Annotated in this window: 19 protein-coding genes; 9 read left to right on the top strand and 10 right to left on the bottom strand. The window is 72.6% G+C overall.

The window, feature by feature from the left end; translation table 11 throughout:
* The first annotated feature begins 89 nt into the window (after positions 1-89).
* Both kdgD and ACFFR3_RS13580 read left to right on the top strand, forming a co-directional pair.
* Complete coding sequence (gene kdgD, locus ACFFR3_RS13585) at positions 90-1,004, top strand: 5-dehydro-4-deoxyglucarate dehydratase (protein ID WP_345401859.1); 915 nt, start codon at positions 90-92, stop codon at positions 1,002-1,004.
* A 15-nt stretch (positions 1,005-1,019) separates the two neighbouring features.
* Positions 1,020-2,342 (top strand): enolase C-terminal domain-like protein, encoded by a 1,323-nt coding sequence (locus ACFFR3_RS13580; protein WP_345401862.1) that lies wholly within the window; start codon positions 1,020-1,022, stop codon positions 2,340-2,342.
* A 3-nt stretch (positions 2,343-2,345) separates the two neighbouring features.
* On the opposite strand, the gene ACFFR3_RS13575 is transcribed toward ACFFR3_RS13580, so the two are convergent.
* Positions 2,346-3,197 carry a DUF72 domain-containing protein gene (locus ACFFR3_RS13575; protein ID WP_379483213.1) on the bottom strand — a complete coding sequence of 284 codons (852 nt, stop codon included), beginning with the start codon at positions 3,195-3,197 and terminating at the stop codon, positions 2,346-2,348.
* An 80-nt stretch (positions 3,198-3,277) separates the two neighbouring features.
* Here ACFFR3_RS13575 and ACFFR3_RS13570 point away from each other — a divergent pair, with 80 nt between their 5' ends.
* Positions 3,278-4,135, top strand: coding sequence for an NAD(+)/NADH kinase (locus ACFFR3_RS13570; protein WP_364366420.1), 858 nt, complete (start codon positions 3,278-3,280; stop codon positions 4,133-4,135).
* A gap of 48 nt (positions 4,136-4,183) precedes the next feature.
* Here the strand turns inward: ACFFR3_RS13570 and ACFFR3_RS13565 are convergent, their stop codons facing one another.
* Positions 4,184-5,611: a YibE/F family protein gene (locus ACFFR3_RS13565; protein WP_345401870.1), complete on the bottom strand. Its 1,428-nt coding sequence runs from the start codon at positions 5,609-5,611 to the stop codon at positions 4,184-4,186.
* An 81-nt stretch (positions 5,612-5,692) separates the two neighbouring features.
* On the opposite strand from ACFFR3_RS13565, the gene ACFFR3_RS13560 reads away from it, so the two are divergent.
* The gene (locus ACFFR3_RS13560) at positions 5,693-6,412 is read left to right on the top strand and encodes a DUF72 domain-containing protein (protein WP_345401873.1); all 720 of its coding nucleotides are present in this window, start codon (positions 5,693-5,695) and stop codon (positions 6,410-6,412) included.
* Positions 6,412-7,383, top strand: coding sequence for a magnesium transporter CorA family protein (locus ACFFR3_RS13555; RefSeq protein WP_364366429.1), 972 nt, complete (start codon positions 6,412-6,414; stop codon positions 7,381-7,383). The genes ACFFR3_RS13560 and ACFFR3_RS13555 overlap by 1 nt, the downstream gene beginning before the upstream one ends.
* On the opposite strand, the gene ACFFR3_RS13550 is transcribed toward ACFFR3_RS13555, so the two are convergent.
* The 4 genes from ACFFR3_RS13550 to thrS all read right to left on the bottom strand — a co-directional run bounded on the left by ACFFR3_RS13550 (position 7,350) and on the right by thrS (position 12,232).
* Positions 7,350-7,802, bottom strand: coding sequence for a DUF1850 domain-containing protein (locus tag ACFFR3_RS13550; protein ID WP_364366432.1), 453 nt, complete (start codon positions 7,800-7,802; stop codon positions 7,350-7,352). The two genes, ACFFR3_RS13555 and ACFFR3_RS13550, sit on opposite strands and share 34 nt — an antisense overlap.
* Before the next feature lie 20 nt (positions 7,803-7,822).
* Positions 7,823-8,776: a TAXI family TRAP transporter solute-binding subunit gene (locus ACFFR3_RS13545; RefSeq protein ID WP_364366435.1), complete on the bottom strand. Its 954-nt coding sequence runs from the start codon at positions 8,774-8,776 to the stop codon at positions 7,823-7,825.
* Positions 8,773-10,746 (bottom strand): TRAP transporter permease, encoded by a 1,974-nt coding sequence (locus ACFFR3_RS13540; protein WP_364366438.1) that lies wholly within the window; start codon positions 10,744-10,746, stop codon positions 8,773-8,775. Before ACFFR3_RS13540 ends, ACFFR3_RS13545 begins: the two co-directional genes overlap by 4 nt.
* Positions 10,747-10,837: 91 nt before the next feature.
* Positions 10,838-12,232, bottom strand: a complete 1,395-nt coding sequence (gene thrS, locus ACFFR3_RS13535; protein WP_345409717.1) for a threonine--tRNA ligase — start codon at positions 12,230-12,232, stop codon at positions 10,838-10,840.
* On the opposite strand from thrS, the gene ACFFR3_RS13530 reads away from it, so the two are divergent.
* Positions 12,203-13,174, top strand: coding sequence for a helix-turn-helix transcriptional regulator (locus ACFFR3_RS13530; RefSeq protein ID WP_364366441.1), 972 nt, complete (start codon positions 12,203-12,205; stop codon positions 13,172-13,174). The genes thrS and ACFFR3_RS13530 overlap by 30 nt on opposite strands.
* Positions 13,175-13,233: 59 nt before the next feature.
* On the opposite strand, the gene ACFFR3_RS13525 is transcribed toward ACFFR3_RS13530, so the two are convergent.
* Entirely contained in the window at positions 13,234-13,686 is a 453-nt protein-coding gene (locus ACFFR3_RS13525; protein WP_345401891.1) for an ATP-binding protein, read from the bottom strand.
* 171 nt (positions 13,687-13,857) lie between these two features.
* Here ACFFR3_RS13525 and ACFFR3_RS13520 point away from each other — a divergent pair, with 171 nt between their 5' ends.
* The 3 genes from ACFFR3_RS13520 to ACFFR3_RS13510 all read left to right on the top strand — a co-directional run bounded on the left by ACFFR3_RS13520 (position 13,858) and on the right by ACFFR3_RS13510 (position 15,903).
* Positions 13,858-14,325 (top strand): adenylyltransferase/cytidyltransferase family protein, encoded by a 468-nt coding sequence (locus tag ACFFR3_RS13520; protein ID WP_345401894.1) that lies wholly within the window; start codon positions 13,858-13,860, stop codon positions 14,323-14,325.
* A gap of 206 nt (positions 14,326-14,531) precedes the next feature.
* A complete protein-coding gene (locus tag ACFFR3_RS13515; protein ID WP_345401897.1) occupies positions 14,532-15,119 on the top strand; it encodes a phosphatase PAP2 family protein in 588 nt (195 codons plus the stop codon).
* A gap of 40 nt (positions 15,120-15,159) precedes the next feature.
* Positions 15,160-15,903, top strand: coding sequence for a DUF427 domain-containing protein (locus ACFFR3_RS13510; RefSeq protein WP_345401900.1), 744 nt, complete (start codon positions 15,160-15,162; stop codon positions 15,901-15,903).
* A gap of 3 nt (positions 15,904-15,906) precedes the next feature.
* Here the strand turns inward: ACFFR3_RS13510 and ACFFR3_RS13505 are convergent, their stop codons facing one another.
* The 3 genes from ACFFR3_RS13505 to ACFFR3_RS13495 are packed head-to-tail and all read right to left on the bottom strand — an operon-like array spanning position 15,907 to position 20,097.
* A complete protein-coding gene (locus ACFFR3_RS13505) occupies positions 15,907-17,169 on the bottom strand; it encodes a M20/M25/M40 family metallo-hydrolase (RefSeq protein ID WP_364366449.1) in 1,263 nt (420 codons plus the stop codon).
* Positions 17,166-19,022 (bottom strand): S9 family peptidase, encoded by a 1,857-nt coding sequence (locus tag ACFFR3_RS13500; RefSeq protein ID WP_364366452.1) that lies wholly within the window; start codon positions 19,020-19,022, stop codon positions 17,166-17,168. The genes ACFFR3_RS13505 and ACFFR3_RS13500 overlap by 4 nt, the downstream gene beginning before the upstream one ends.
* A 4-nt stretch (positions 19,023-19,026) precedes the next feature.
* On the bottom strand, positions 19,027-20,097 hold the full coding sequence (locus tag ACFFR3_RS13495) for a C39 family peptidase (RefSeq protein ID WP_379483382.1): 1,071 nt from the start codon (positions 20,095-20,097) through the stop codon (positions 19,027-19,029).
* Positions 20,098-20,119: the final 22 nt, after the last annotated feature.

The following is a 20,119-nucleotide window of genomic DNA, read 5'->3' as shown; positions in this document are numbered from 1 at the left end:
TCACTCCTCCTTCTTAGCCTGTCGGACGTCAGACCTTTCAGCCGATGCGGGGAAACCCCACGGCCGCATGTCGAGCGAGGAGCCTCATCGTGTCCAGTTACTCCCCGCAGGAGCTCGCCACCCAGCTCAAGAGCGGTTTGCTGTCGTTCCCCGTCACCCACTTCACCGGCGACCTGGAGTTCGACGAGCCGCGCTACCGCGAGCACCTGTCCTGGCTGAGCGGCTACCCCGTCGCCGGCCTGTTCGCCGCGGGCGGCACGGGTGAGGGCTTCTCGCTGACCGGCGCGGAGATCGACCGGGTGGTCCGCGCCGCCGTGGACGAGGTCGACGGGCGCGTCCCCGTGATGGCCCCGGCCACCGGTGGCACCGCCAACGCCGTCGCCCAGGCCAAGGCCGCCGCGGCGGCCGGCGCCGACGGCCTGCTGCTGATGCCGCCCTACCTCACCGAGGCCGGCCAGGCGGGCCTGGTCGAGCACGTCTCCGCCGTGTGCGCCGCCACCGGCCTCGGTGTGATCGTCTACAGCCGGGCCAACGCCGTGCTCAACGACCGCTCCGTGGCGGCCCTCGTCGAGCGGAACGAGACGCTCATCGGCTTCAAGGACGGCGTCGGCGACATCGAGAACCTCACCCGCATCTACGCCTCCGTCGGCGACCGCCTGGCCTACATCGGCGGCCTGCCCACCGCCGAGACGTTCGCGCTGCCGCTGCTGCAGCTCGGCATGAGCACGTACTCGTCGGCCATCTTCAACTTCGTGCCGCAGTACGCGCTCGACTTCTACGCCGACGTGCGCGCCCAGGACCGGGAGGCCGTCTACCGGCGCATCCGCGAGTTCGTGCTGCCCTACCTCGACATCCGCGACCGGATGAAGGGCTACGCCGTCTCGATCATCAAGGCCGGGCTGACCGCCGTCGGCCGCCCCGCCGGGCCCGTGCGCCCGCCGCTGCAGGACCTCACCGAGGGCGAGCTCGCCGAGCTGACCGCGCTCATCAACAAGATCAGCTAGGGGGATCGTCCCGAGATGTCGCCCACCATCGCGAGCGTCGAGGTCGTCCCGGTCGCCGGGTACGACAGCATGCTCCTCAACCTCAGCGGCGCCCACGGGCCGTTCTTCACCCGCAACGTCGTCATCGTCACCGACTCCGACGGGCGTACCGGGCTGGGCGAGGTGCCCGGCGGCGAGGCCATCAGGCGGACCATCGAGGAGGCCGGCACGCTGCTCGCCGGGCAGCCGGTCGCCCGCTACCGCGCCCTGCTGCGCGACGTGGCCGGCCGTTACGCCGCCCGCGACGCCGGCGGGCGCGGGCAGCAGACCTTCGACCTGCGCACCACCGTGCACGCCGTCACCGGCCTGGAGTCGGGCCTGCTCGACCTGCACGGCCAGTACCTCGGCCTGCCCGTCGCCGACCTCCTGGGTGAGGGCAGGCAGCGCGACCGGGTGCCGATGCTCGGCTACCTGTTCTACGTCGGCGACCCCGGCAGGACGGACCTGCCGTACCTCGTGGACGACGAGGGCGACGACCGGTGGTCGCGGCTGCGCCGCCGGGAGGCGCTCACCCCCGACGCGGTGGTCGCGCTGGCCGAGGCCGCCCAGGAGCGCTACGGCTTCACCGACTTCAAGCTCAAGGGCGGAGTGCTGGCCGGCGAGGAGGAGGTCGAGGCGGTCAGGGCGCTGGCCCGCCGCTTCCCCGAGGCCCGCGTCACGCTCGACCCCAACGGCGGCTGGCCGCTGGCCGACGCCGTACGGCTGTGCCGGGACCTCGGAGGCGTCCTGGCCTACGCCGAGGACCCGTGCGGCCCCGAGGGCCGCTTCTCGGGGCGGGAGACGATGGCCGAGTTCCGGCGGGCCACCGGGCTGCCGACCGCGACCAACATGATCGCCACGGACTGGCGGGAGCTGGCCCACGCCGTACGCTCGGACGCGGTCGACATCCCGCTGGCCGACCCGCACTTCTGGACGATGGCGGGCTCGGTGCGCGTCGCGCAGTTCTGCCACGACTTCGGGCTGACGTGGGGATCGCACTCCAACAACCACTTCGACATCTCGCTCGCCATGTTCACCCACGTCGGTGCCGCCGCGCCGGGCGAGATCACGGCGCTCGACACGCATTGGATCTGGCAGGACGGCCAGGCCCTCACCACCAAGCCGTTCCCGATCACGGACGGCGCCGTCCAGGTGCCCGACACGCCGGGGCTCGGGGTCGAGCTGGACAGGGACGCCCTGGCCGAGGCCCACGACCGCTACCTGCGCCACGGCCTCGGCGCCCGCGACGACTCCGTGGCCATGCAGTACCTGGTCAAGGACTGGACGTTCGACCCGAAACGCCCCTGCCTGGTGCGCTGAGGGTCAGAACAGCGTGAGGGGCTCGTGCGGCTCCGGGTCGGGGAGCGGGGCCAGGTCCGGGACGAGGGCGCGTACCTCGTCGTGGAAGCGGCGGGCCAGCGCCGGCGCGTCGGCGTTGTCGGGGGTGTGGATGAACACCGTCGGTGAGCGGCCCTCGCGGAGCCACCCGGCGACCGTCGGCACCCAGGGCTGCCAGCCCGCCACCGTGCGCTCCTCGTCGTCGCGGCCGAGGTAGCGCACGATCGGGTGGGCGGTGAGCGCCCGCATGCGGCGGGGGAGGCGTGGCTTGCGCTCCCACGCCTCCCGCTCGGCGGCGCTGGACGGCGGCGCGGCGAACATGACCGTGGTGTCGAACGGCACCCACTCGGCGCCCGCGCCGTCCAGCATCCGTTCGAGCAGGCGGGCCGCCCGCTCGTCGGTGAAGAACGCCGGGTGGCGGACCTCCACGGCGCAGCGCACGCCGCGCGGCAGCCGGCGCAGGAAGGCCGCGAGCGTGCCCACGTCGGACGGCCCGAACGAGCCGGGCACCTGCACCCAGAACGCGTGCACGCGCGGCCCGAGCGGCTCCATGGCGTCGAGGAAGGCGCTCAGCTCCGCCTCGCCGCCCATCAGCCGCTGCTCGTGGGTGACGGCCTTGGGCAGCTTGACGACGAAGCGGAAGCCGGGCGAGGTCTGCGCCGCCCACGACTCGACCGTGGCGCGGGCCGGCGTGGCGTAGAACGTGGTGTTGCCCTCGACCGCGTCGCACCAGCCCGCGTACGCCTTCAGCCGCTCGGCCTGAGGCAGGTGGGCGGGCACGAAACGCCCCTGCCACCGCGCGTTCGCCCACATCGCGCATCCCACATGAAGCCGCATGGCCACGACGCTACCGGACACCCGCGAAGGCAAGATCCCCCGTTGCGTCCCCATGACGGCGCTCCACGTAAGGTGGCGGCATGGGCATGGTCGGGACGGTCGGGCTGGTGCTGCACCCCCAGCGCGACTCCAAGAAGGCGATCGACACCATCCTGCGGTGGGCCGCCGACAAGGGTGCCACGGTGCTCGGCCTGCCCGAGGAGGTGGGCCGCATCGACTGCACCGCCGTACCCGTCGACACCGACGCGCTGGTCGAGAAGGCCGACCTGCTCGTCGGGCTGGGCGGCGACGGCACCATGCTGCGGACGATGCGGCTGCTGGCCGGGCGGCCGACGCCCATCCTCGGCGTGAACCTCGGCAAGCTGGGCTTCCTCGCCGAGATCGACGTGGACGAGCTGCCGAAGACGTTGTCGGCCATCGACCGGCACGAATACACGATCGAGCCGCGCATGGCCATCCGCACCAGCGTCAACGGCACCGAGATGACGGCGTTCAACGACATCGCGCTCGTCCGCTATCCCGGCCACGGGCTGGCCAACGTCGCCGTCACCCCGTCCGACAGCCCCTTCGTGCGCTACTCCGCCGACGCCGTCATCGTCGCCACCAGCACCGGGTCCACCGCCTACAGCTTCTCCGCCGGAGGGCCGATCGTCTCGCCCCGCGTGGAGGCGGTGCTGGTCGTGCCCGCCGCCGCGCACTCCGCGTTCAACCGGGCCCTGGTGCTGCCCGCCGACGAACAGGTGAGCCTCCACGTGCTGCCGAGCAGCGGGCGGCTGGCCGTCGAGGTGGACGGCGCCGTGAAGGGGCATTTGGCCCCCGGCGACAGCCTCACCGTGACCGCCTGGCCCGGCGCGGCCAAGGTGGTCCGCCTGGGCACCACGTTCTACGAACGCGCCCGCCGCAAGCTCCGCGTTGACGGCAGCATCGAAGCCGACTGAGCCCAGGCCAGGGCCGGCTGCGGGCGCCCGCGTCACACTGGCGCGGCGTCAGGTTCCTGCGCGGCGGCGGTGGCGCGCCGGGCGCTGGGGCTCCGCCTGTGACGTCTTGTCGGCAGGTGTCGTTCCCGGAGGCGGACCGGCCGGGCGTGGGGTGAAGAAGCCGCCGGGGTCCCGCTCCTGTGGCGCGAAGAAGTCGCCGGGGTCCTGGTCCTGCGGGGCGAAGAAGTCCGACGGGCCGTCGTCGTCCCGGCCGCGAGACTTGCGGTCCCGGGCCGGGGAGTCCTGGGGCGCGGGGTCCTGGGGCGGGGTGGCGCGGGAGCGGGTGGCGGCCAGGGCGGCCAGGGCCGTGGTGATGGGGACGGCCGCGATGAGCCCGAGCGTGCCGACCACGCCGCGCACGATCTCCTGCGCGATCACCGGCGTCGTCATCACCTCGCCCAAGGGCTGCGCGCCGATGCTGAACAGCAGCAGCAACGGCAGCGACGCCCCCGCGTACGCCAGGATGATGGTGTTGATCACCGACGCGATGTGCGCCCGCCCGATGCGCCCGGCCGCGCGGTAGAGGCGGGCGAAGCCGTACGACGGGTTGGCGCGGGCCAGCTCGGCCACCGTCACGGCCTGGGTGACGGTGACGTCGTCGAGCACGCCGAGCGCGCCGATGATGATCCCGGCCAGCAGCAGGCCCTGCGTGTCGATGTTCAGGCTCATGCCGAGCATCAGCGCGCTGTCGTCGGTGACGCCGTTGAGCCTGGCCACTCCCAGCGCCGCGTACGACAGCAGCCCGGTCAGCGCCAGGCTGGCCAGCGTCCCCAGCACGGCGACCGACGTGGACGGGGAGAAGCCGTGCGTCAGGTAGAGCACGGTCAGCATGATCGCCGCCGACCCGACGATGGCCACCAGCATCGGCGGCCGGCCCTCCAGGATGCCGGGGATGACGAACGTCAGCAGCAGCACGAACGTCACCGCCAGCCCCGCCAGGGCGGTCACCCCGCGCCAGCGCCCGAAGGCGATGACCGCCAGCGCGAACGCCACGCCGAACAACCACAGCGGCAGCGACCTGTCGTGGTCGGAGAGCTGGTAGGCGCCGTCGGCGTCGCGAAGCAGGATCACGTCGTCGCCCGGCGTGAAGCGCTGCGCGCCCGGCCCGCCCGGCAGCCGGAGCTCCACCTCGCTGCCCAGGTCGGGCCCGTCGCCGACCTTGACGACGGCCTCGCCGCAGGTGGCCGGGTCGGGCTTGGGCGCGCCCTCGGGGGCGTCGGGGCAGCGTCCGAGCGTGACGCTGACGACCGTGCCGGTGAGCCGCTGGACGCCGGACTCGGGCGCGGGCCCGGCGGCGGTGCCCTCGGGCCAGAGCCAGATCAGCGCGGCCAGCGTGACGATCGCCAGCGGCACCAGGACGGCCAGCCCGGCCGTCACCGTACGCCGTGAACCGCCCGCTTCGGTGACGGTGGTGCCGTGAGCGTGGTTGGCGCCCATCGCGTGAGAGGTCCTCCTTGGCCGACTGGCCGACGAAGTAGGACAGTACTGCACCTCGCGGGGCGGGGTAGGCGCAACGGCATGACATGGCTGGCCGGCACCTCAGGGTGGCAGTACAAGGACTGGCGCGGGGTGCTCTATCCGCCGGGGGTGCCGCAGCGGCGGTGGCTGGAGACGTACGCGGGGGAGTTCCCGACCGTCGAGAGCAACAACGCGTTCTACCGGCTGCCGAGCAGGGAGGTGTTCGCCGGCTGGCGGGAGCGTACGCCACCGGGGTTCGTGATGGCGGTCAAGGCCAGCAGGTTCCTGACGCACATCAGGCGGCTGAACGAGCCTGAGGAGCCGGTGGCCAGGCTGATGGCCGCGGCCGCCGGGCTGGAGGAGAAGCTGGGGCCGATCCTGCTGCAGCTCCCGCCCACTCTCAAGGCCGACCCGGGGCTGCTCGACCGCTGCCTGGCCTGCTTCCCGCCCGGCACCAGGGTGGCCGTGGAGCCGCGGCACCCGTCCTGGTGGACCGAGGAGGCGCGGGCGGTGCTGGAGTCGCGTGCGGCGGCGCTGTGCTGGGCCGACCGGCTGGGCCGGCCGCAGGCGCCGTTCTGGCGTACCGCGACGTGGGGTTACCTCCGCCTGCACCAGGGCAGGTCGGCCTACGCGTACGGGGAGCGCGCCCTGCGGACGTGGGCCGCCCGCGTCGCCGAGGCCGGCTGGCCCGACGCCTACGTCTACTTCAACAACGACCCGGGAGGAGCAGCCGTGCACAACGCGCGACGTTTCGCCGCACTTCTTGCCAGACTCGGCTAGTGCACACCCGTCTTTACCGGAACGGCCGCCTGGAGAGCGAGGGCTTCCCCATCGCGGACGTCTCCCGGTACGTGGGCGACCGGGACGCCACGGTCTGGTTCGACCTCTGCGCGCCGTCGCCGGCCGACCTCGCCCTGATCGGCGAGGAGCTGGGGCTGCACGAGCTGGCCCTGGAGGACGTCCTGGCCGGACACCAGCGGCCGAAGCTGGACATCTACGACAACCACCTGTTCATCGCCGCCTACGGCGTGCACTTCGACGACGACCGCCGCGTGCACGCCGTCGAGGTGGACGTCTTCGTCACCGCCAACGCCCTGGTCACCGTCCGCGAGAGCGGGCACTTCGACATCGCCGAGGTGGTCAGGCGCTGGGACGCCGCCGCGCACCTGGCGGGGCACGGCGTGATGTTCCTGCTGCACGGCCTGCTCGACTACGTCGTGGACACCCAGTTCGAGCTGGCCCAGGACCTCGACGCGGAGGCGGAGGAGCTGGAGGAGTCGCTGTTCGCCGAGCAGCTGAGCAACGGCAAGGGCCTGCAGCGCACCCTGTACGTGCTGCGCAAGAACGCCACCAAGCTGCGCCGGGTCTCGCTGCCGATGCACGAGGTCATCGGCAGCCTGCTCAGGCGCGACCAGGCGCTGATGGGCGACCCGGTGATGGCTCCCTACTACGAGGACGTCCGCGATCACGTGCTGCGCGTCGGCGAGTGGGTGGACGCGGTCCGCGACATGCTCGCCAACGTCCGCGACACCCGCCTGGCGCAGCAGGGCTTCCGGCTCAACGAGATCATGAAGAAGATCACGAGCTGGGCGGCGATCATCGCCGTGCCCACCGCGATCACCGGCTTCTACGGGCAGAACCTGCCCTACCCCGGCACCGGCGAGCAGTGGGGGTTCTGGCTGTCCACGGCGCTGATGGGGCTCACCTCGGTCGCGCTCTACGTGGTGTTCAAGAAGAAGGACTGGCTCTGATCGCAGGGCCCGCCCCGCACGTCGGGGGTGACCCGCAGCGCCACCCGCACCTCGGCGGCGCCGCCGCGCGGAAAGAGCGGCAGGCAGCGCCCTCCCGAGACCAGCGTCCTGCGGCCGAGCGAGGTGGTCAGCAGCGACAGCTCCCGGTACGCCACGGGCTCGGCCAGGCGCAGCACGAACCGGCCGCCCGGCAGCCTGGCCCGCTCGCCCTCCAGCGCGTAGTAGTCGAGCACGCCGCCGCTCGCCGAGACCACCGCCCGCATCGTGAACCGGCCGCCCTCCACGGTGAACACCTCGGCGGACGGCGCCCGGTACATCGAATGCACGTACGCGATCGCGAAGCGGCCCGCCACGACGGGCAGGCCGTTCACGGTCAGGCGCCCCGGGCCGCCGGCCGCGCCGAGCGCCGCCACCGCCACGAGCGCCAGGACCAGCCGGGTCAGGCCTTCTCCTTGTAGTAGCGGGCCGCGCCGGGGTGCAGCTCGACCGGGGCCACCTGCTGGCCGAGCGCCGGGTCCAGCTTCTTCGCCTCGGGGTGCACCTTCTCCAGCTCGGCCTTCTTCTCGAACAGCGTCTTGGTGATGTCGTACGCGAGCTGCTCGTCCATCGAGTCGGGCACCAGCAGCACGTTCGCGATGCCGACGGTCTTGATCAGGCCGGACAGCTTGTAGGTGGCGGCCAGGTCGACGTCGAGGCTCACGTACTGCTCGCCGTGCGTGGACTGCATGGTCGGCAGCACCTCGCTGGTGTCCATCATCTTCATGTCCGGCCTGCTCACCGCGAGGTCGGTGATGCCTGCCGTGGGCAGGCCGCCGACCCAGAAGAACGCGTCGATCGTGCCGTCCTTGGCGGCCTGCACGGACTCGTTGATGGACAGCTGCTGCTTGGTGACGTCGTTGTCCGGGTCGAGCCCGGCCGCCTCCAGCACGCGCCGCGCCACCACCTGCGTGCCGGAGTTGGCGGGACCGAGCGAGACGCGCTTGCCCTTCAGGTCGGCGACCTTGGCCGCGCTGACGCCGGGGGCGAGCACCAGGTGCAGGTAGTTGTCGTAGATGCGGGCCAGCGCCTTGATGGGCTGCTCGGCGGTGAAGCCGTCCTTGCCGTTGACCGCGTCGGCGGCGGTGTCGGCCTGGGAGAAGCCGATCTGGGCCTTGCCGGAGGCGAGCAGCTTGATGTTCTCCACCGAGGCCGAGGTGACCGACGCGGTGGCCTGCGTGTTCGCGATGCCGGCCGACAGCTGCTTGGCCAGGCCGCCGCCGTAGACGTAGTAGACGCCCGTCGTGCCGCCCGTGGCGATCGAGATCCGGTTGCCCGCGCCACCGCCCGCGCCACCGCCCCCGCAGCCGGCCACGGTCAGGACGGCGGCGGCGACGATCGTGAGTATCCGCTTCACCTTGGGTCCCTTCTCCTTCTTCTGACGAGATGCACGGCGGCGGCCACGGCCAGGACGGCGAGGCCGGCGACGATGGGGACGGGTTCGAGGAAGAGCAGCAGCACCGCGGCCACCGCCGCGAGCACCCGCTCGGGCCAGGCGGCCGCGCCGCCGGTGGCCACCGCGAGCGCGGCCACCGCGACCGCCGACACGGCGGTCATCAGCAGCACGGTCCCGAACGGGCCCTGCCCGAGCAGCGCCTGCCCGTTGGGGGTGAGCACGAAGGCGAACGGCACCAGGAAGGCGGGCAGCGTGTACCGCCAGGTCATCATCATCGTCCGGTACGTGTTGCCGCCCGTGATCGCCGCCGCCGCGACCGCCGACAGCGCCGTGGGCGGGCTCACCTCCGACAGCACCGCGTAGTAGAAGACGAACATGTACGCCTCGGGCCGCGTCACCCCGAGGTCGAACAGCGCGGGCCCGATGATCACCGCGGCGATGATGAAGCTCGCCGTCACCGGCACGGCGAGGCCCAGCAGCAGCACCGCGACCGCCGCCATGACCGTGGTCGCGATCAGGCTGCCGGCGCCGACGTCCACGATGATGTCGGCGAGGTTCTGGCCGAGCCCGGTCAGCGTGATCGAGCCGACGATGATGCCGGCCGCCGCGCAGACCGCGGTCACCGGCAGCACCTCCAGCGCGCCCTTGGCCAGCGCCCGCCCGATGCGCCGCGGCCCCATCCGGCGCTCCGGGTCGAGGAACGACAGCAGGAACGCGACCACCGTGGCGATCACCACCGCCTGGAACGCCGACCGGTCGAGCGCCATCAGCACCACGATGAGGATCAGCGAGCTGAAGTGGTAGCCGAAGCGCAGCAGCAGCCGCCCCGCGCCCGGCGCGTCCACCTCGACCGCGCGGGTGCCGAAGCGGCGCGAGTCGATCTCGATGGCCAGGAAGATGCCGAGGTAGTAGAGCAGGGTCGGCACGGTCGCGTACAGCAGCACCTGCAGGTAGCTGACGCCGAGGTATTCGGCGATGATGAACGCCGCCGCGCCGAGCGTGGGCGGCGACAGGATCGCGCCGATGCCGCCGGCCGCGAGGATGCCGCCCGCCGCCTCCCTCGGGTAGCCGGCCCGCCGCAGCACCGGCCAGGCCACGCTGCCCAGGCTCACCGTGGTCGCCACGCCAGAGCCCGACACGGTGCCGAGCAGGAAGCCCGCCGTGGTCACCGTGCGGCCGGGCGCGGACCTCGACCTGCGGAAGGCGGCGAAGCTCAGGTCGATGAAGAACTTGCTGGCGCCGGAGTGGTCGAGCACCGCGCCGTAGATGGTGAACAGGATGATGTAGCTCGCCGCGACCTGCATCGGCACGCCGAAGAAGCCCTCGGTGCCGGTGTAGAGCTGCGAGACGATCTGCGAAATGTCGAAGCCGGGGTGCCCGATCGTCCAGTCGATCGGCAGGTACGCGCCGTAGTAGGCGTACAGCAGGAAGCCCACGCAGATGACGGCGAAGGCCAGGCCGACCGTGCGGCGTACCGCCTCCAGCAGCAGCACGGTCAGCGCCACGCCGAACACCACGTCGAGGTCGGTCAGCGCCGCTCCGGAGCCGCGCTCGCGGAAGGCGTCCATGTCGAGCAGCGGGTAGACGAGCACGGCCAGCGAGGCGGCGGCCAGCAGCCAGTCGGCCACGCCAGGCCGCTCCGGCTTCGTGCTGTCCCGGGGCTCGGGTGCGGGCCGCCGCAGCAGGCGCCGCACGACCGCGTCCAGCCCCGAGCGGTAGCAGAGGAAGACCAGCGGCAGCGCCACCGCCAGGAACGTCATCCGGTGCTGAATCGCCTCGACCGGCCGGAACACCACCAGCAGCGAGTACGCCGACAGCAGCCCGCCCACGACCCACACCCCGGCACGGAGCGGACCGCCCAGCTCGCGCGCCGGGCGCTCCTGCTCGTGGGCGGAGACCAGGTCGGCCTCACGATCGCTCAGCTCGGTCAAGCCGTCCTCCTCGGACCTCGGCCGTTGCAGCGGACTTTACGAGCCCTTTACACGATCGGGGAAGCCTCCGTTATCCGATTGATCTTTACCGTCAGCCGAACGGCCGCGCTCGCCCGGCCAGCTCCTCCACCGGCACCTCACCGGCCTGGGAGCCGTCGCGCAGCCGTACCGACGCGCTCCCGCTCGCCGCCTCGCGCGGCCCCACCACCAGCTGGTACGGCACCAGCCGGTGCGCCCTGATCCTGGCCCCGAGGCTGCCCCGGTCGGCCGGCGCCAGCTCCGCCCGCAGCCCCGACTCCAGGCAGCGCCGCAGCAGGCTCTCGGCGGCCGGCAGCTCGGCGTCCGACAGCGGCAGCACCACCGCCTGCACCGGGGCCAGCCAGGCGGGGAAGGCGCCGCCGTGCACCTCGACCAGGTGGGCGACCAGCCGCTCGATGCCGCCCACCACGCTGCGGTGCACCATCACGGGCCGCCGGCCGCCTACATAGGTCAGGTCGAAGCGCTCGGGCTGGAAGTAGTCGACCTGGACGGTGGACAGGGTCGACTCGCGGCCCGCCGGGTCGGCGATCTGGATGTCGATCTTCGGGCCGTAGAAGGCGCCCTCGCCGCGCTCCTCGTCGTACGGCCGCCCGCGCTCCTTCAGCACCTCGCGCAGCACCGACTCCGAGCGCGCCCACATGGCCGGGTCGTCCACGAACTTCGCGCCCTCGCCGCGCAGCGACAGCCGGTAGCGGGCGGCCCTGATGCCGAGCCGCGCGTGCGCCGCCTCGATCAGGTCGAGCGCGGCCGACACCTCGGCGGCGGCCTGCTCGGGCGCGCAGAACACGTGGCCGTCGTTGAGCTGGATCGAGCGCACCCTGGTCAGGCCGCCCAGCACGCCCGACGGCTCCGAGCGGTACATGCCGCCCAGCTCCGCGATGCGCAGCGGCAGCTCGCGACGGCTGCGCTGCCTGGAGCGGTAGATGAGCGCGTGGTGCGGGCACAGGCTGGGCCGCAGCACGAACTCCTCACCGCCCACCAGCATCGGCGGGAACATGTCGTCGGCGTAATGAGCCCAGTGGCCCGAGCGTTCGTACAGCTCGCGTTTGCCCAGCACCGGCGAGTTGACGTGCTGGTAGCCGTTGCGGCGTTCGAGCTCGTGCACGTAGTCCTCGACGGCCTTGCGCACGGCCGCGCCGGCGGGCAGCCAGTAGGGCAGCCCTGAGCCGATCAGCGGGTCGGTGTCGAAGATGCCCAGCTCGCGGCCGAGCCTGCGGTGGTCGTTCATGATCAACCTTTCCGTGGAAAGGGCGAACGACCAGCTCCCCGGGCGTCCGCCCGGGAAGCAAGGAATCAGCGCGCCGGGACGGTGTCCGGCGTCGTCGTGACGTAGGCGCGCTGCTGCATGGCACGACCATAGCACCCCGGGTTTCGGCAAAGCCAAGGGCGCAAATCGGTAAATGATATAAAGACAGGCGTGGCCCAGATCACCGTTGACGTGCGCCATCTCCAGGCGTTCGCCGAGGTCGGCTACCAGGTCGCGGGCGGTGGGGGCGCCCACGGCGCGATGGCGGCGCTGCGCCGCGTCGTCCCGCTCGACGCCTACGAGTTCGTCGCCTACGACCCCGCCACCGGCCGCCACCAGAGCGTGATCTCCGACGGCCACCCGCGCATCGACCACGACGCGGCGGAGGAGTACGCCGCGCTCGACGCCTACCGCAGGGCCCTCGACACCCGCGCGCCCGTCGAGATGCCCGAGCCGGGCACCGAGCGCTACTTCCGCCGCCACCTCGCCCCCTACGGCTGGCGGGCCGGGCTGACCGCGCCGCTCTTCCTCGACGAGGGCCGCTTCACCGGGCTGCTCCACCTGACCGCCAGGCAGGCGTTCCCGCGGCGCACCGGCGCGCTGGTGGCCGCCGTCAGCCCGCTGCTCGCCCACGTCACCGACCTCAACCGGTGCGTGATCGACCCCGTGGGGCTGCCCGCCGGGTTCCGCGCGGTGGCCTTCGACCGGCTCGGCACGCGGCGCGAGGTGCCGGGCCGCGAGGTGTCGCCCGTCCTGTGGGACGACCCCGCGATGGCCGCCTACGCGCGGGCCTTCATCGACTCGCGCGAGCTGAGCAGGCAAGGGCTGTGGCTCGGCGGCGACGGGCGCTGGCACGAAGTGCGGCTGGTCAGGGCCGGGGTCGGGTTCCAGGGGGCGCTCCAGGGGGCGGTGGCGGCCGAGCGGCCGTGCCCCCTGCCGTACGACCTGACCGGGCGCGAGGTCGACGTCCTCACCCGGGTCGCGGCCGGCGACTCCAACCCGCAGATCGCGGCGGCGCTCGTGCTCAGCGTGCGCACGGTCACCACACACCTCGAGCACATCTTCGCCAAGCTCGGCTGCGACAGCCGCACCCGCCTGACCACGAAGGCGCTCGCCGAGGGGCTGTGCCGGCTCGACCTCTGACCGCTGCTGAGTCGGACCGCTGCCGAGTCGGACCGCTGCCGAGTCGGACCGCTGGTGACTCAGACCGCGACGCCGGCCGGGACGGGCTCCTCCAGCAGCTCGAACCAGACCGTCGTCGAGCCCTGCTCGCGGGTGAAGCCCCAGCGGTGGCTGAGCGCCTCGATCAGCGGCAGGCCCCGTCCGCTGGTCTCCTGCGCCGCCGTACGGCACACGCACGGCGGCCCCTCGGAGCCCGCGTCCGTCACGAACACCCGCACCGCGCTGCGCGAGCTGGCCAGGCTCACCGTGAACGAGCCCCCGGCGCCCGACCTGGTGTGCAGGATCGCGTTCGTGGCCAGCTCGCTCGTCAGCAGCACCACGTCGTCGTAGAGCGGATGATCGCGGCCGAGCGCCGTCCTCACCAGCGCCCTGGCCCTGGAGACCTGCGACGGCGTCCCCGGCAACCGGACCACGTGGTCGCCTGGGCCTGGCCGGTCGTCCTCGTTCACCTGGTGCGCGTCCGGCGGTGCCACGGCGACCTCCCCCAAAATCCGGTGACGTCATGAGACGCGCCAGAGGGGGCCCGGAGATTATCGCGAAAAGGTAGGAATCGCCTTTCCGAGGTCGCCTGCACGGCCTCGCGCGCCGACCGAGTACGCTGCGATCGACGAGTCGTCTAGGCCCATGGGGGAGCAGGAGGTCGCGTGAGCAGCCTGGAGGCCGTCTGGGTGCAGCCGTACGACCGGCCGGGCACGGCGGTCGTGACCGGAGTCTTCGACATCCTGCACGTGGGCCACGTGCGCTACCTCGGTGCGGTGGCCGCGCGCGGGCTGCCGCTCGTCGTCGGCGTCGAGGACGACCCGCGGGTGCGGGCGTGGAAAGGTCCTACCCGGCCGGTCAACCCGGCCGAAGAGCGGGCCGAGGTGCTGGCCGCGCTCCGGTTCGTGACCGGCGTCTTCGTCGTCACCGGGCCGCCCGAGGCGCACGGCCCCGAGGACTACATCGACCTGCTCGCCCCGATGCGTCCCGCCGCGCTCGCCCACACGGCCGGCGACCCGCACGCCGGCGCCCGCGCCGCCGCGGCGGCGATCCTGGGGGCCGACTGCTGGGAGATGGACGCCATCCCCGGCCGCTCCACCACCCGCATCGTCAACGCGGCCTCCAAAACCTGACCCCGCGCCTTGCTCAGGCAGATGGGTGAGTGAATCACCGGCCTCCTGGTCGTCGCTTGGGGAGAGTGGTCACCTGACCCCCTGCGGACAGCCTGACCTTCTGTCTGTTGTTCGGGGCTTTTGGCTCTTTGGGATCGGGGTGCCTTACCTGGGGTTTTGTGGCTGGTGGGGTGAGTGTGGGGCATGATCGCGTACTGTTTCGTGCCATGACGGCTGAGCTGGTGGCGAGGCGGGTGACGAACATCCTGGCACCTCAGGTGCTGGTCATCGTCATGCCGCCGGCCGTGGGGCTGCTCGCGCAGGGGTGGAGCGGCGCCGCCTGGGGGCTGGTGGCGTCGATGCTCTGCGGCGGGGTGCCGGCGGCGGTGATCGCGGTGGGCGTACGCAGGGGGTTGCTGGACTCGCACCACATCGTGGACCGGACGCGGCGCACCAAGCCGCTGCTGGCGGCCGTCGCGGCGGTGCTGGTGGCGCTGGCCCTGCTGGTCGTGCTGGGCGCCCCGACGCTGCTCGTGGCCACCGTGACGGCGATGCTGATCGCGCTGGCGGTAACCGTCCCGATCACGCTGCGCTGGAAGATCTCCTTCCACGCCGCCGTCTCGGCGGGCACGGTCGTGGTGCTCGCGCACGTGCTGCCCGCCTGGCCGGCCGCGCTCATCGGGGCGGCGGTGGTGGCGCTGGTGTGCTGGGCGCGGGTCAGGCTCTCCCACCACACCTGGCCCCAGGTCGCCGCAGGAGCGGTGACCGGCGCGCTGACGACGTGGGGCACGCTGGCCGCCTTCGGCCTCGGCTGACGACCGGAATAGGCGGGGCCGCGAGCGGGTTTGCGGGGATATGGATGCCAAGAACCGCGGCCGGGTGCGCGTCGAGCGTACGGCCAAGCGTGTCAGGACCTACCTAGGCGGCCGGGTGGTGGCCGACACCACCTCCGCCCTCCTGGTCTGGGAGGTGCCCTACTACCCGGCTTACTACTTCCCGCTCGCCGACGTGGACGAGTCCGCGCTCAAGCCGACGGGCGCGACCAAGCACTCGCCGAGCCGGGGCGACGCCGTGGTCTACACCGTCACCTCGGGGACGAAGGAGGCCGCCGACGCCGCGCTCGCCTACCCCGACTCGCCCCTGGAGGAGATCCGGGGACACGTGCGGTTCGAGTGGGACGCGATGGACGCCTGGTTCGAGGAGGACGAGGAGGTCTTCGTCCACCCGCGCGACCCGTACACGCGGGTGGACATCCTGAGCAGCTCGCGCCACGTCCGCATCGAGGTGGACGGCGTCACGGTGGCCGACTCGCACAGCCCGCGACTGCTGTTCGAGACCGGGCTGCCGACGCGTTACTACCTGCCGAAGACCGATGTACGGCTCGACCTGCTGGAGCCGACCGGCACCGTCACGCACTGCCCGTACAAGGGCACGGCCGAGTACTGGTCGGTCAACGGCAAGGAGGACCTCGCCTGGTCCTACCGCACGCCGCTGCCCGAGAGCGAGAAGGTCGCCGGGCTGGTCGCGTTCTACGACGAGAAGCTCGACGTCTACGTGGACGGCGTGCTGCAGGACCGGCCGAAGACCAAGTTCGCCTGACGCTCAGGTGAGCAGCCGGGTCAGCACGCGGGTGCCGAACTCCAGGCCCTCCACCGGCACCCGTTCGTCCTTGCCGTGGAACATGCCGAAGTAGTCGAGGTCGGGCCGGAGCATGAGCGGCGCGAAGCCGTAGCCCTCGATGCCGATGCGGGCGAACGACTTGGCGTCCGTGCCGCCCGCCATCACGTACGGCACCGGCCGCGCCCGCGGGTCCTCGGCCACCAGCGCCCCGGCCAGCTCGTCGAAGAACGGCGACGGGTAGGGGACGCCCGGCGCGTCCTCCAGGTTCACGAACTCGCGGGTGATCTTCGGACCGAGCAGCTCGTCGATCACGCCGAGGAACTCCTCCTGGAGGCCGGGCAGGTAGCGCCCGTCCACGTGTGCCTGGGCCGTGGAGGGCACGACGTTCACCTTGTAGCCGGCGTCCAGCATGGTCGGGTTCGCCGAATTGCGGATCTGGCCCTTGAACAGGTGGCCGAGCGCGCCCAGCCGGGCCGCCTCGGCGTCGAGGCGGTCGAGGTCCACGGGCTGGCCGGTGATCTCGCCGAGCTCCCTGATGAGCGCCGCGACCGGAGGCGTCAGGCGTACCGGCCACTCGTAGGACGCCACCCGCGACAGGGCGTGCGCCAGCGTGGCGACCGGGTTGTCCCTGGGCGGGCGTGAGCCGTGGCCCGCCACGCCGTGCGCGGTCAGCCGCATCCACGCGGTGCCGCGCTCGCCGACCGCGATCGGGTAGACCCGGTCGTCCCCCGAGGCGACGCTGAACCCGCCCGACTCGCTGATCGCCTCGCTCACCCCGTCGAACAGGTCACGGTGCTCGCCCACGGCGTGCCGCGAGCCGTAGTCGCCGGTCGCCTCCTCGTCGGCCAGGAACGCCAGCACCAGGTCACGCTTCGGCCGCTCGCCGCGCGCCGCCATGCCGAGCACGGTGGCCAGCGTCATCGCGCACGAGCCCTTCATGTCGACCGCGCCGCGGCCGTACACGCAGTCGTCCACGATCTCGCCGGAGAACGGGTGCATGCGCCACTCGGCCGGGTCGGCGGGCACCACGTCGAGGTGGCCGTGGATCAGCAGCGCGTCGGGCGAGTCGCCGTCGATCCTGGTGACGACCGTGGTCCGCTTCGGCGCCGACTCGAACACCACCGGCTCCATCCCGGCGTCGGCGAGCAGCGTGGCGACGTACTCGGCCGCCGGCCGCTCTCCCGAGCCCGGATTGGTGGTGTCGAATCTGATCAGGTCCGAGCAGATCTCGGCGACGCTCTTCACGCTCTCCCCTTCAGTGTCAGAGGCGGCACGTCGGGGGTCTCCATGCCGAAGATCAGCCCGTAGAAGGCCAGCTCGGCCTCCAATACCGCGACGATGGTCTCTTCCCTGCGCCAGCCGTGCTGCTCGCCGGGAAAGGTGAGCAAGGCCCACTCTTTGCCATGTTTGTCCAGTTCGGCGGTGAATCGCTCGGCCTGGCTCACGTCCACGATCGCGTCCTCCAGGCCGTGCAACATGAGGCAGGGGCCCGAGGCCCGGAAGGCGTTCAGGAGCGGGGAGCGTTCGGTGTAGCGCTGCCGCGTCTCGGGCAGCGGGCCCACCAGGCCGTCCAGATAGCGCGACTCGAAGTCGTGGGTCTCGGCGGCCCAGCTCTCCGGGTCGGTGATCGCGTAGTGCGCGACCCCGCCCGCGAACACGTCGCTGTGCACCAGCGCCGCCACCGTGGTCCAGCCGCCCGCGCTGCCGCCCCTGATGGCGATCCTGGCCGCGTCGGCGACCCCGCGCTCGACCAGCCCGCGCGCCACTATGGCGCAGTCCTGGACGTCCACGACGCCCCACTGGTGGCGCAGCCGCTCGCGGTAGGCGCGGCCGTAGCCGGTCGAGCCGCCGTAGTTGACCACCGCCACGCCGATGCCCCTGCTGGTGAAGTAGGCGATCTCCAGGTCCAGCAGGATCGGCATGTTGCCGGTGGGGCCGCCGTGCACGAAGATCACGTACGGGCCCGGACCCTGCGCGCCGGACGGCGGGTAGAGGTGGGCGTGCACGCCCTCGATCGTCACCGCCTCGGGGTCCGGCAGCAGCGCGCGGTCCGGCAGCGGCTTGGGCGCCGACACCACCTCGTGCCCGCCGTCGTCCAGGCCGACCAGCGTGACCTGCAGCGGCGTGTACGGCGTCCCCTTCACCGCCACGGCCTTGCCGCCCGCGACCGAGACCGTCCCCGACCAGTGGGTGGCCGTGCCGCCCAGGTCCCGCAGGTCGCCGGTCCGGGGGTCGAGCACGCCCAGGCGGCGGCGGTCGGCGGTGCCGTGCACGACGACCAGCCGGCCGTCGTCCGCGACCGCGAACGTGGCCAGGCCGGGCTTCCACGGCGCCACGCCGAACTCGGACTCCATCGGGGTCAGGTTGCGGGGCTCGCCGCCGCCGAGCGGGACGAGGTGCACGTTCCACCAGCCGGTCGGGTCGGTGACCGCGTACAGGCTCGTCGCGTCGCGCCACTCGGCCTGCGTGACCGACTCGCTCGGGCCGCCCGCCACCACCTCGTGCGGGCCCGCCGTGCCGTCGGCGGCCAGCGGGGCGACGCACAGCTCGGTGCCGTCCCAGGGCATGTTGGGGTGGTCCCAGCCGATCCAGGAGACCTTGCGGCCGTCGGGGGAGATGCGGGGGTTCATCACGAAGTCCTGGGCCTTGACGATGACCCGCGCGTCGCCGCCGTCCAGCGGCACCGCCACCAGGTCCCGCACGTCGTGGGTCTCCCTGACCGCCCACACCTCGTCGCGGCCCGGCGGCAGGTACAGGTCGCCGTAGCGCTCGGGGCCCTCCGGGGTGAGCGCCACGGGCTCGGCGCCGTCCAGGCGGTAGAGGCGCTGGTCGGCCCAGTTCGTGAAGACCAGGCCGCCCCCGGGCAGCGGGCGCCAGGAGCGGCCTCCGTACTCGACGACCCGGTTGCGGGCGTTCCAGCCCTCGGGAAGGGCGTCCACGCGGGTGCCGTCCGGCAGGCGGCGGACCACGCAGCGCCGGCCGCCCTCGTGCGGGCGGGGCTCGTCCCACCAGACCTCGACCCCGGCGGGCGTGGCCACCGCCTCCACCCACTGGGGACCGCCGTCGGTCCTCGCCACGTCGATCGGGCTAATGCTCATGAACTCACCAATTGCCGTTGGTACTAGGAGGAAGATGGACGTCTGGGGGGTGCAGCACGTACGCGATGCCGCCGCTGCCCGAACTCCGCAGCCACACGTGCTCGAACGCGGCCCGCGGGTAGACCCGCCTGACCTCGCCGTCCGTGGGGGCGGCGGGGTCGTTCACCACCACGTCGCCCTCGGCGGTGAAGCCGGTGACGACCAGGATGTGACCGTTCGTGCTGTAGCAGGAGCCGGGCAGCTCGTGCGCCTTGAACGACTGGGAGGTGATCACCGGGATGCCGGCTCTGACGAACGGCTCCAGCTCCGCCGCCGACCGCAGCCGCGTTACGAACCCGGACAAACCGTACCGGCCGGCGTAGGCGACGTTGAACGGCCAGTTGCCGGTGCCCTGGTAGCTCGCGTCGTACGTGCCCGCCGCCGCGTGGTCCACCGCCGGGGCCGGGTCGTCGCCGCCCACCCAGGCCAGCTCCTCGGGGGCCGGGCCGCGCCCCCAGAACGCCAGCACCATCGCCACCGAGGCCGGGCTGCACCAGTTGGCGCCGCCGCCGTCGTAGCGCGGGTGGTGGCCGGCGTGCGCGTGCTGGGAGTGACGGGGCACGTCCAGCTCCACCGCGCCGCCCGGGCCGGGAGCGCTGGGGGCGGGCGGGTGCGGCGGCAGGGCCGAGGCCATCACGCCCAGGCCCGTCACCACGGCGCCTTCGCCGTGCCTGGTCACCCGCACCTGGTAGGCGGTCACCGGCCGCCTGGCCACGAACGTGTCCACCGCCACGTCGCCGTCCTCGTCGCCCTGGCCGGGCACCGACGTCCGCGGGTCGCCGTGCTCGGACCAGCGGCCCATGACGTACCACTTGGTCCAGGTGTCCTCGGCTTCGGAACGGGCTCTCGCGCGTAACGCGATCTCGATCCACGAGCCGGGCGGGGTGCGGGCCGTCCACGACGGGATGATCTGGGTGGCCGCGAAGCCGATCGGGTGCTCCGCACCGGTCCACTCCTGCGCGCCTTCCTGTGCCGTCGGTACGGCGAAGCGGGTGAAGGCGACGCGGGCCAGATCGACGGTGAGCACCAGGCACATTGTGGTTTTGTGCCGCATGCCG

Source organism: Nonomuraea salmonea (assembly GCF_042428605.1).
GTDB classification, from domain to species: Bacteria; Actinomycetota; Actinomycetes; order Streptosporangiales; family Streptosporangiaceae; genus Nonomuraea; species Nonomuraea salmonea.
The sequence above is the reverse complement of the archived record's forward strand: the minus strand, read 5'-3'. Positions and strand labels throughout refer to the sequence as shown.

Bases quoted from the DNA above. Each gene is read 5' to 3' on its own strand.
- ACFFR3_RS13570 (WP_364366420.1), top strand. From the start codon at position 3,278: ATGGGCATGGTCGGGACGGTCGGGCTGGTGCTGCACCCCCAGCGCGAC.
- thrS (WP_345409717.1), bottom strand. From the start codon at position 12,232: ATGGCGCACGTCAACGGTGATCTGGGCCACGCCTGTCTTTATATCATT.
- ACFFR3_RS13560 (WP_345401873.1), top strand. From the start codon at position 5,693: ATGACATGGCTGGCCGGCACCTCAGGGTGGCAGTACAAGGACTGGCGC.
- ACFFR3_RS13580 (WP_345401862.1), top strand. From the start codon at position 1,020: ATGTCGCCCACCATCGCGAGCGTCGAGGTCGTCCCGGTCGCCGGGTAC.
- ACFFR3_RS13515 (WP_345401897.1), top strand. From the start codon at position 14,532: ATGACGGCTGAGCTGGTGGCGAGGCGGGTGACGAACATCCTGGCACCT.
- ACFFR3_RS13500 (WP_364366452.1), bottom strand. From the start codon at position 19,022: ATGAGCATTAGCCCGATCGACGTGGCGAGGACCGACGGCGGTCCCCAG.
- ACFFR3_RS13565 (WP_345401870.1), bottom strand. From the start codon at position 5,611: ATGGGCGCCAACCACGCTCACGGCACCACCGTCACCGAAGCGGGCGGT.
- ACFFR3_RS13495 (WP_379483382.1), bottom strand. From the start codon at position 20,097: ATGTGCCTGGTGCTCACCGTCGATCTGGCCCGCGTCGCCTTCACCCGC.
- ACFFR3_RS13575 (WP_379483213.1), bottom strand. From the start codon at position 3,197: ATGCGGCTTCATGTGGGATGCGCGATGTGGGCGAACGCGCGGTGGCAG.
- ACFFR3_RS13510 (WP_345401900.1), top strand. From the start codon at position 15,160: ATGGATGCCAAGAACCGCGGCCGGGTGCGCGTCGAGCGTACGGCCAAG.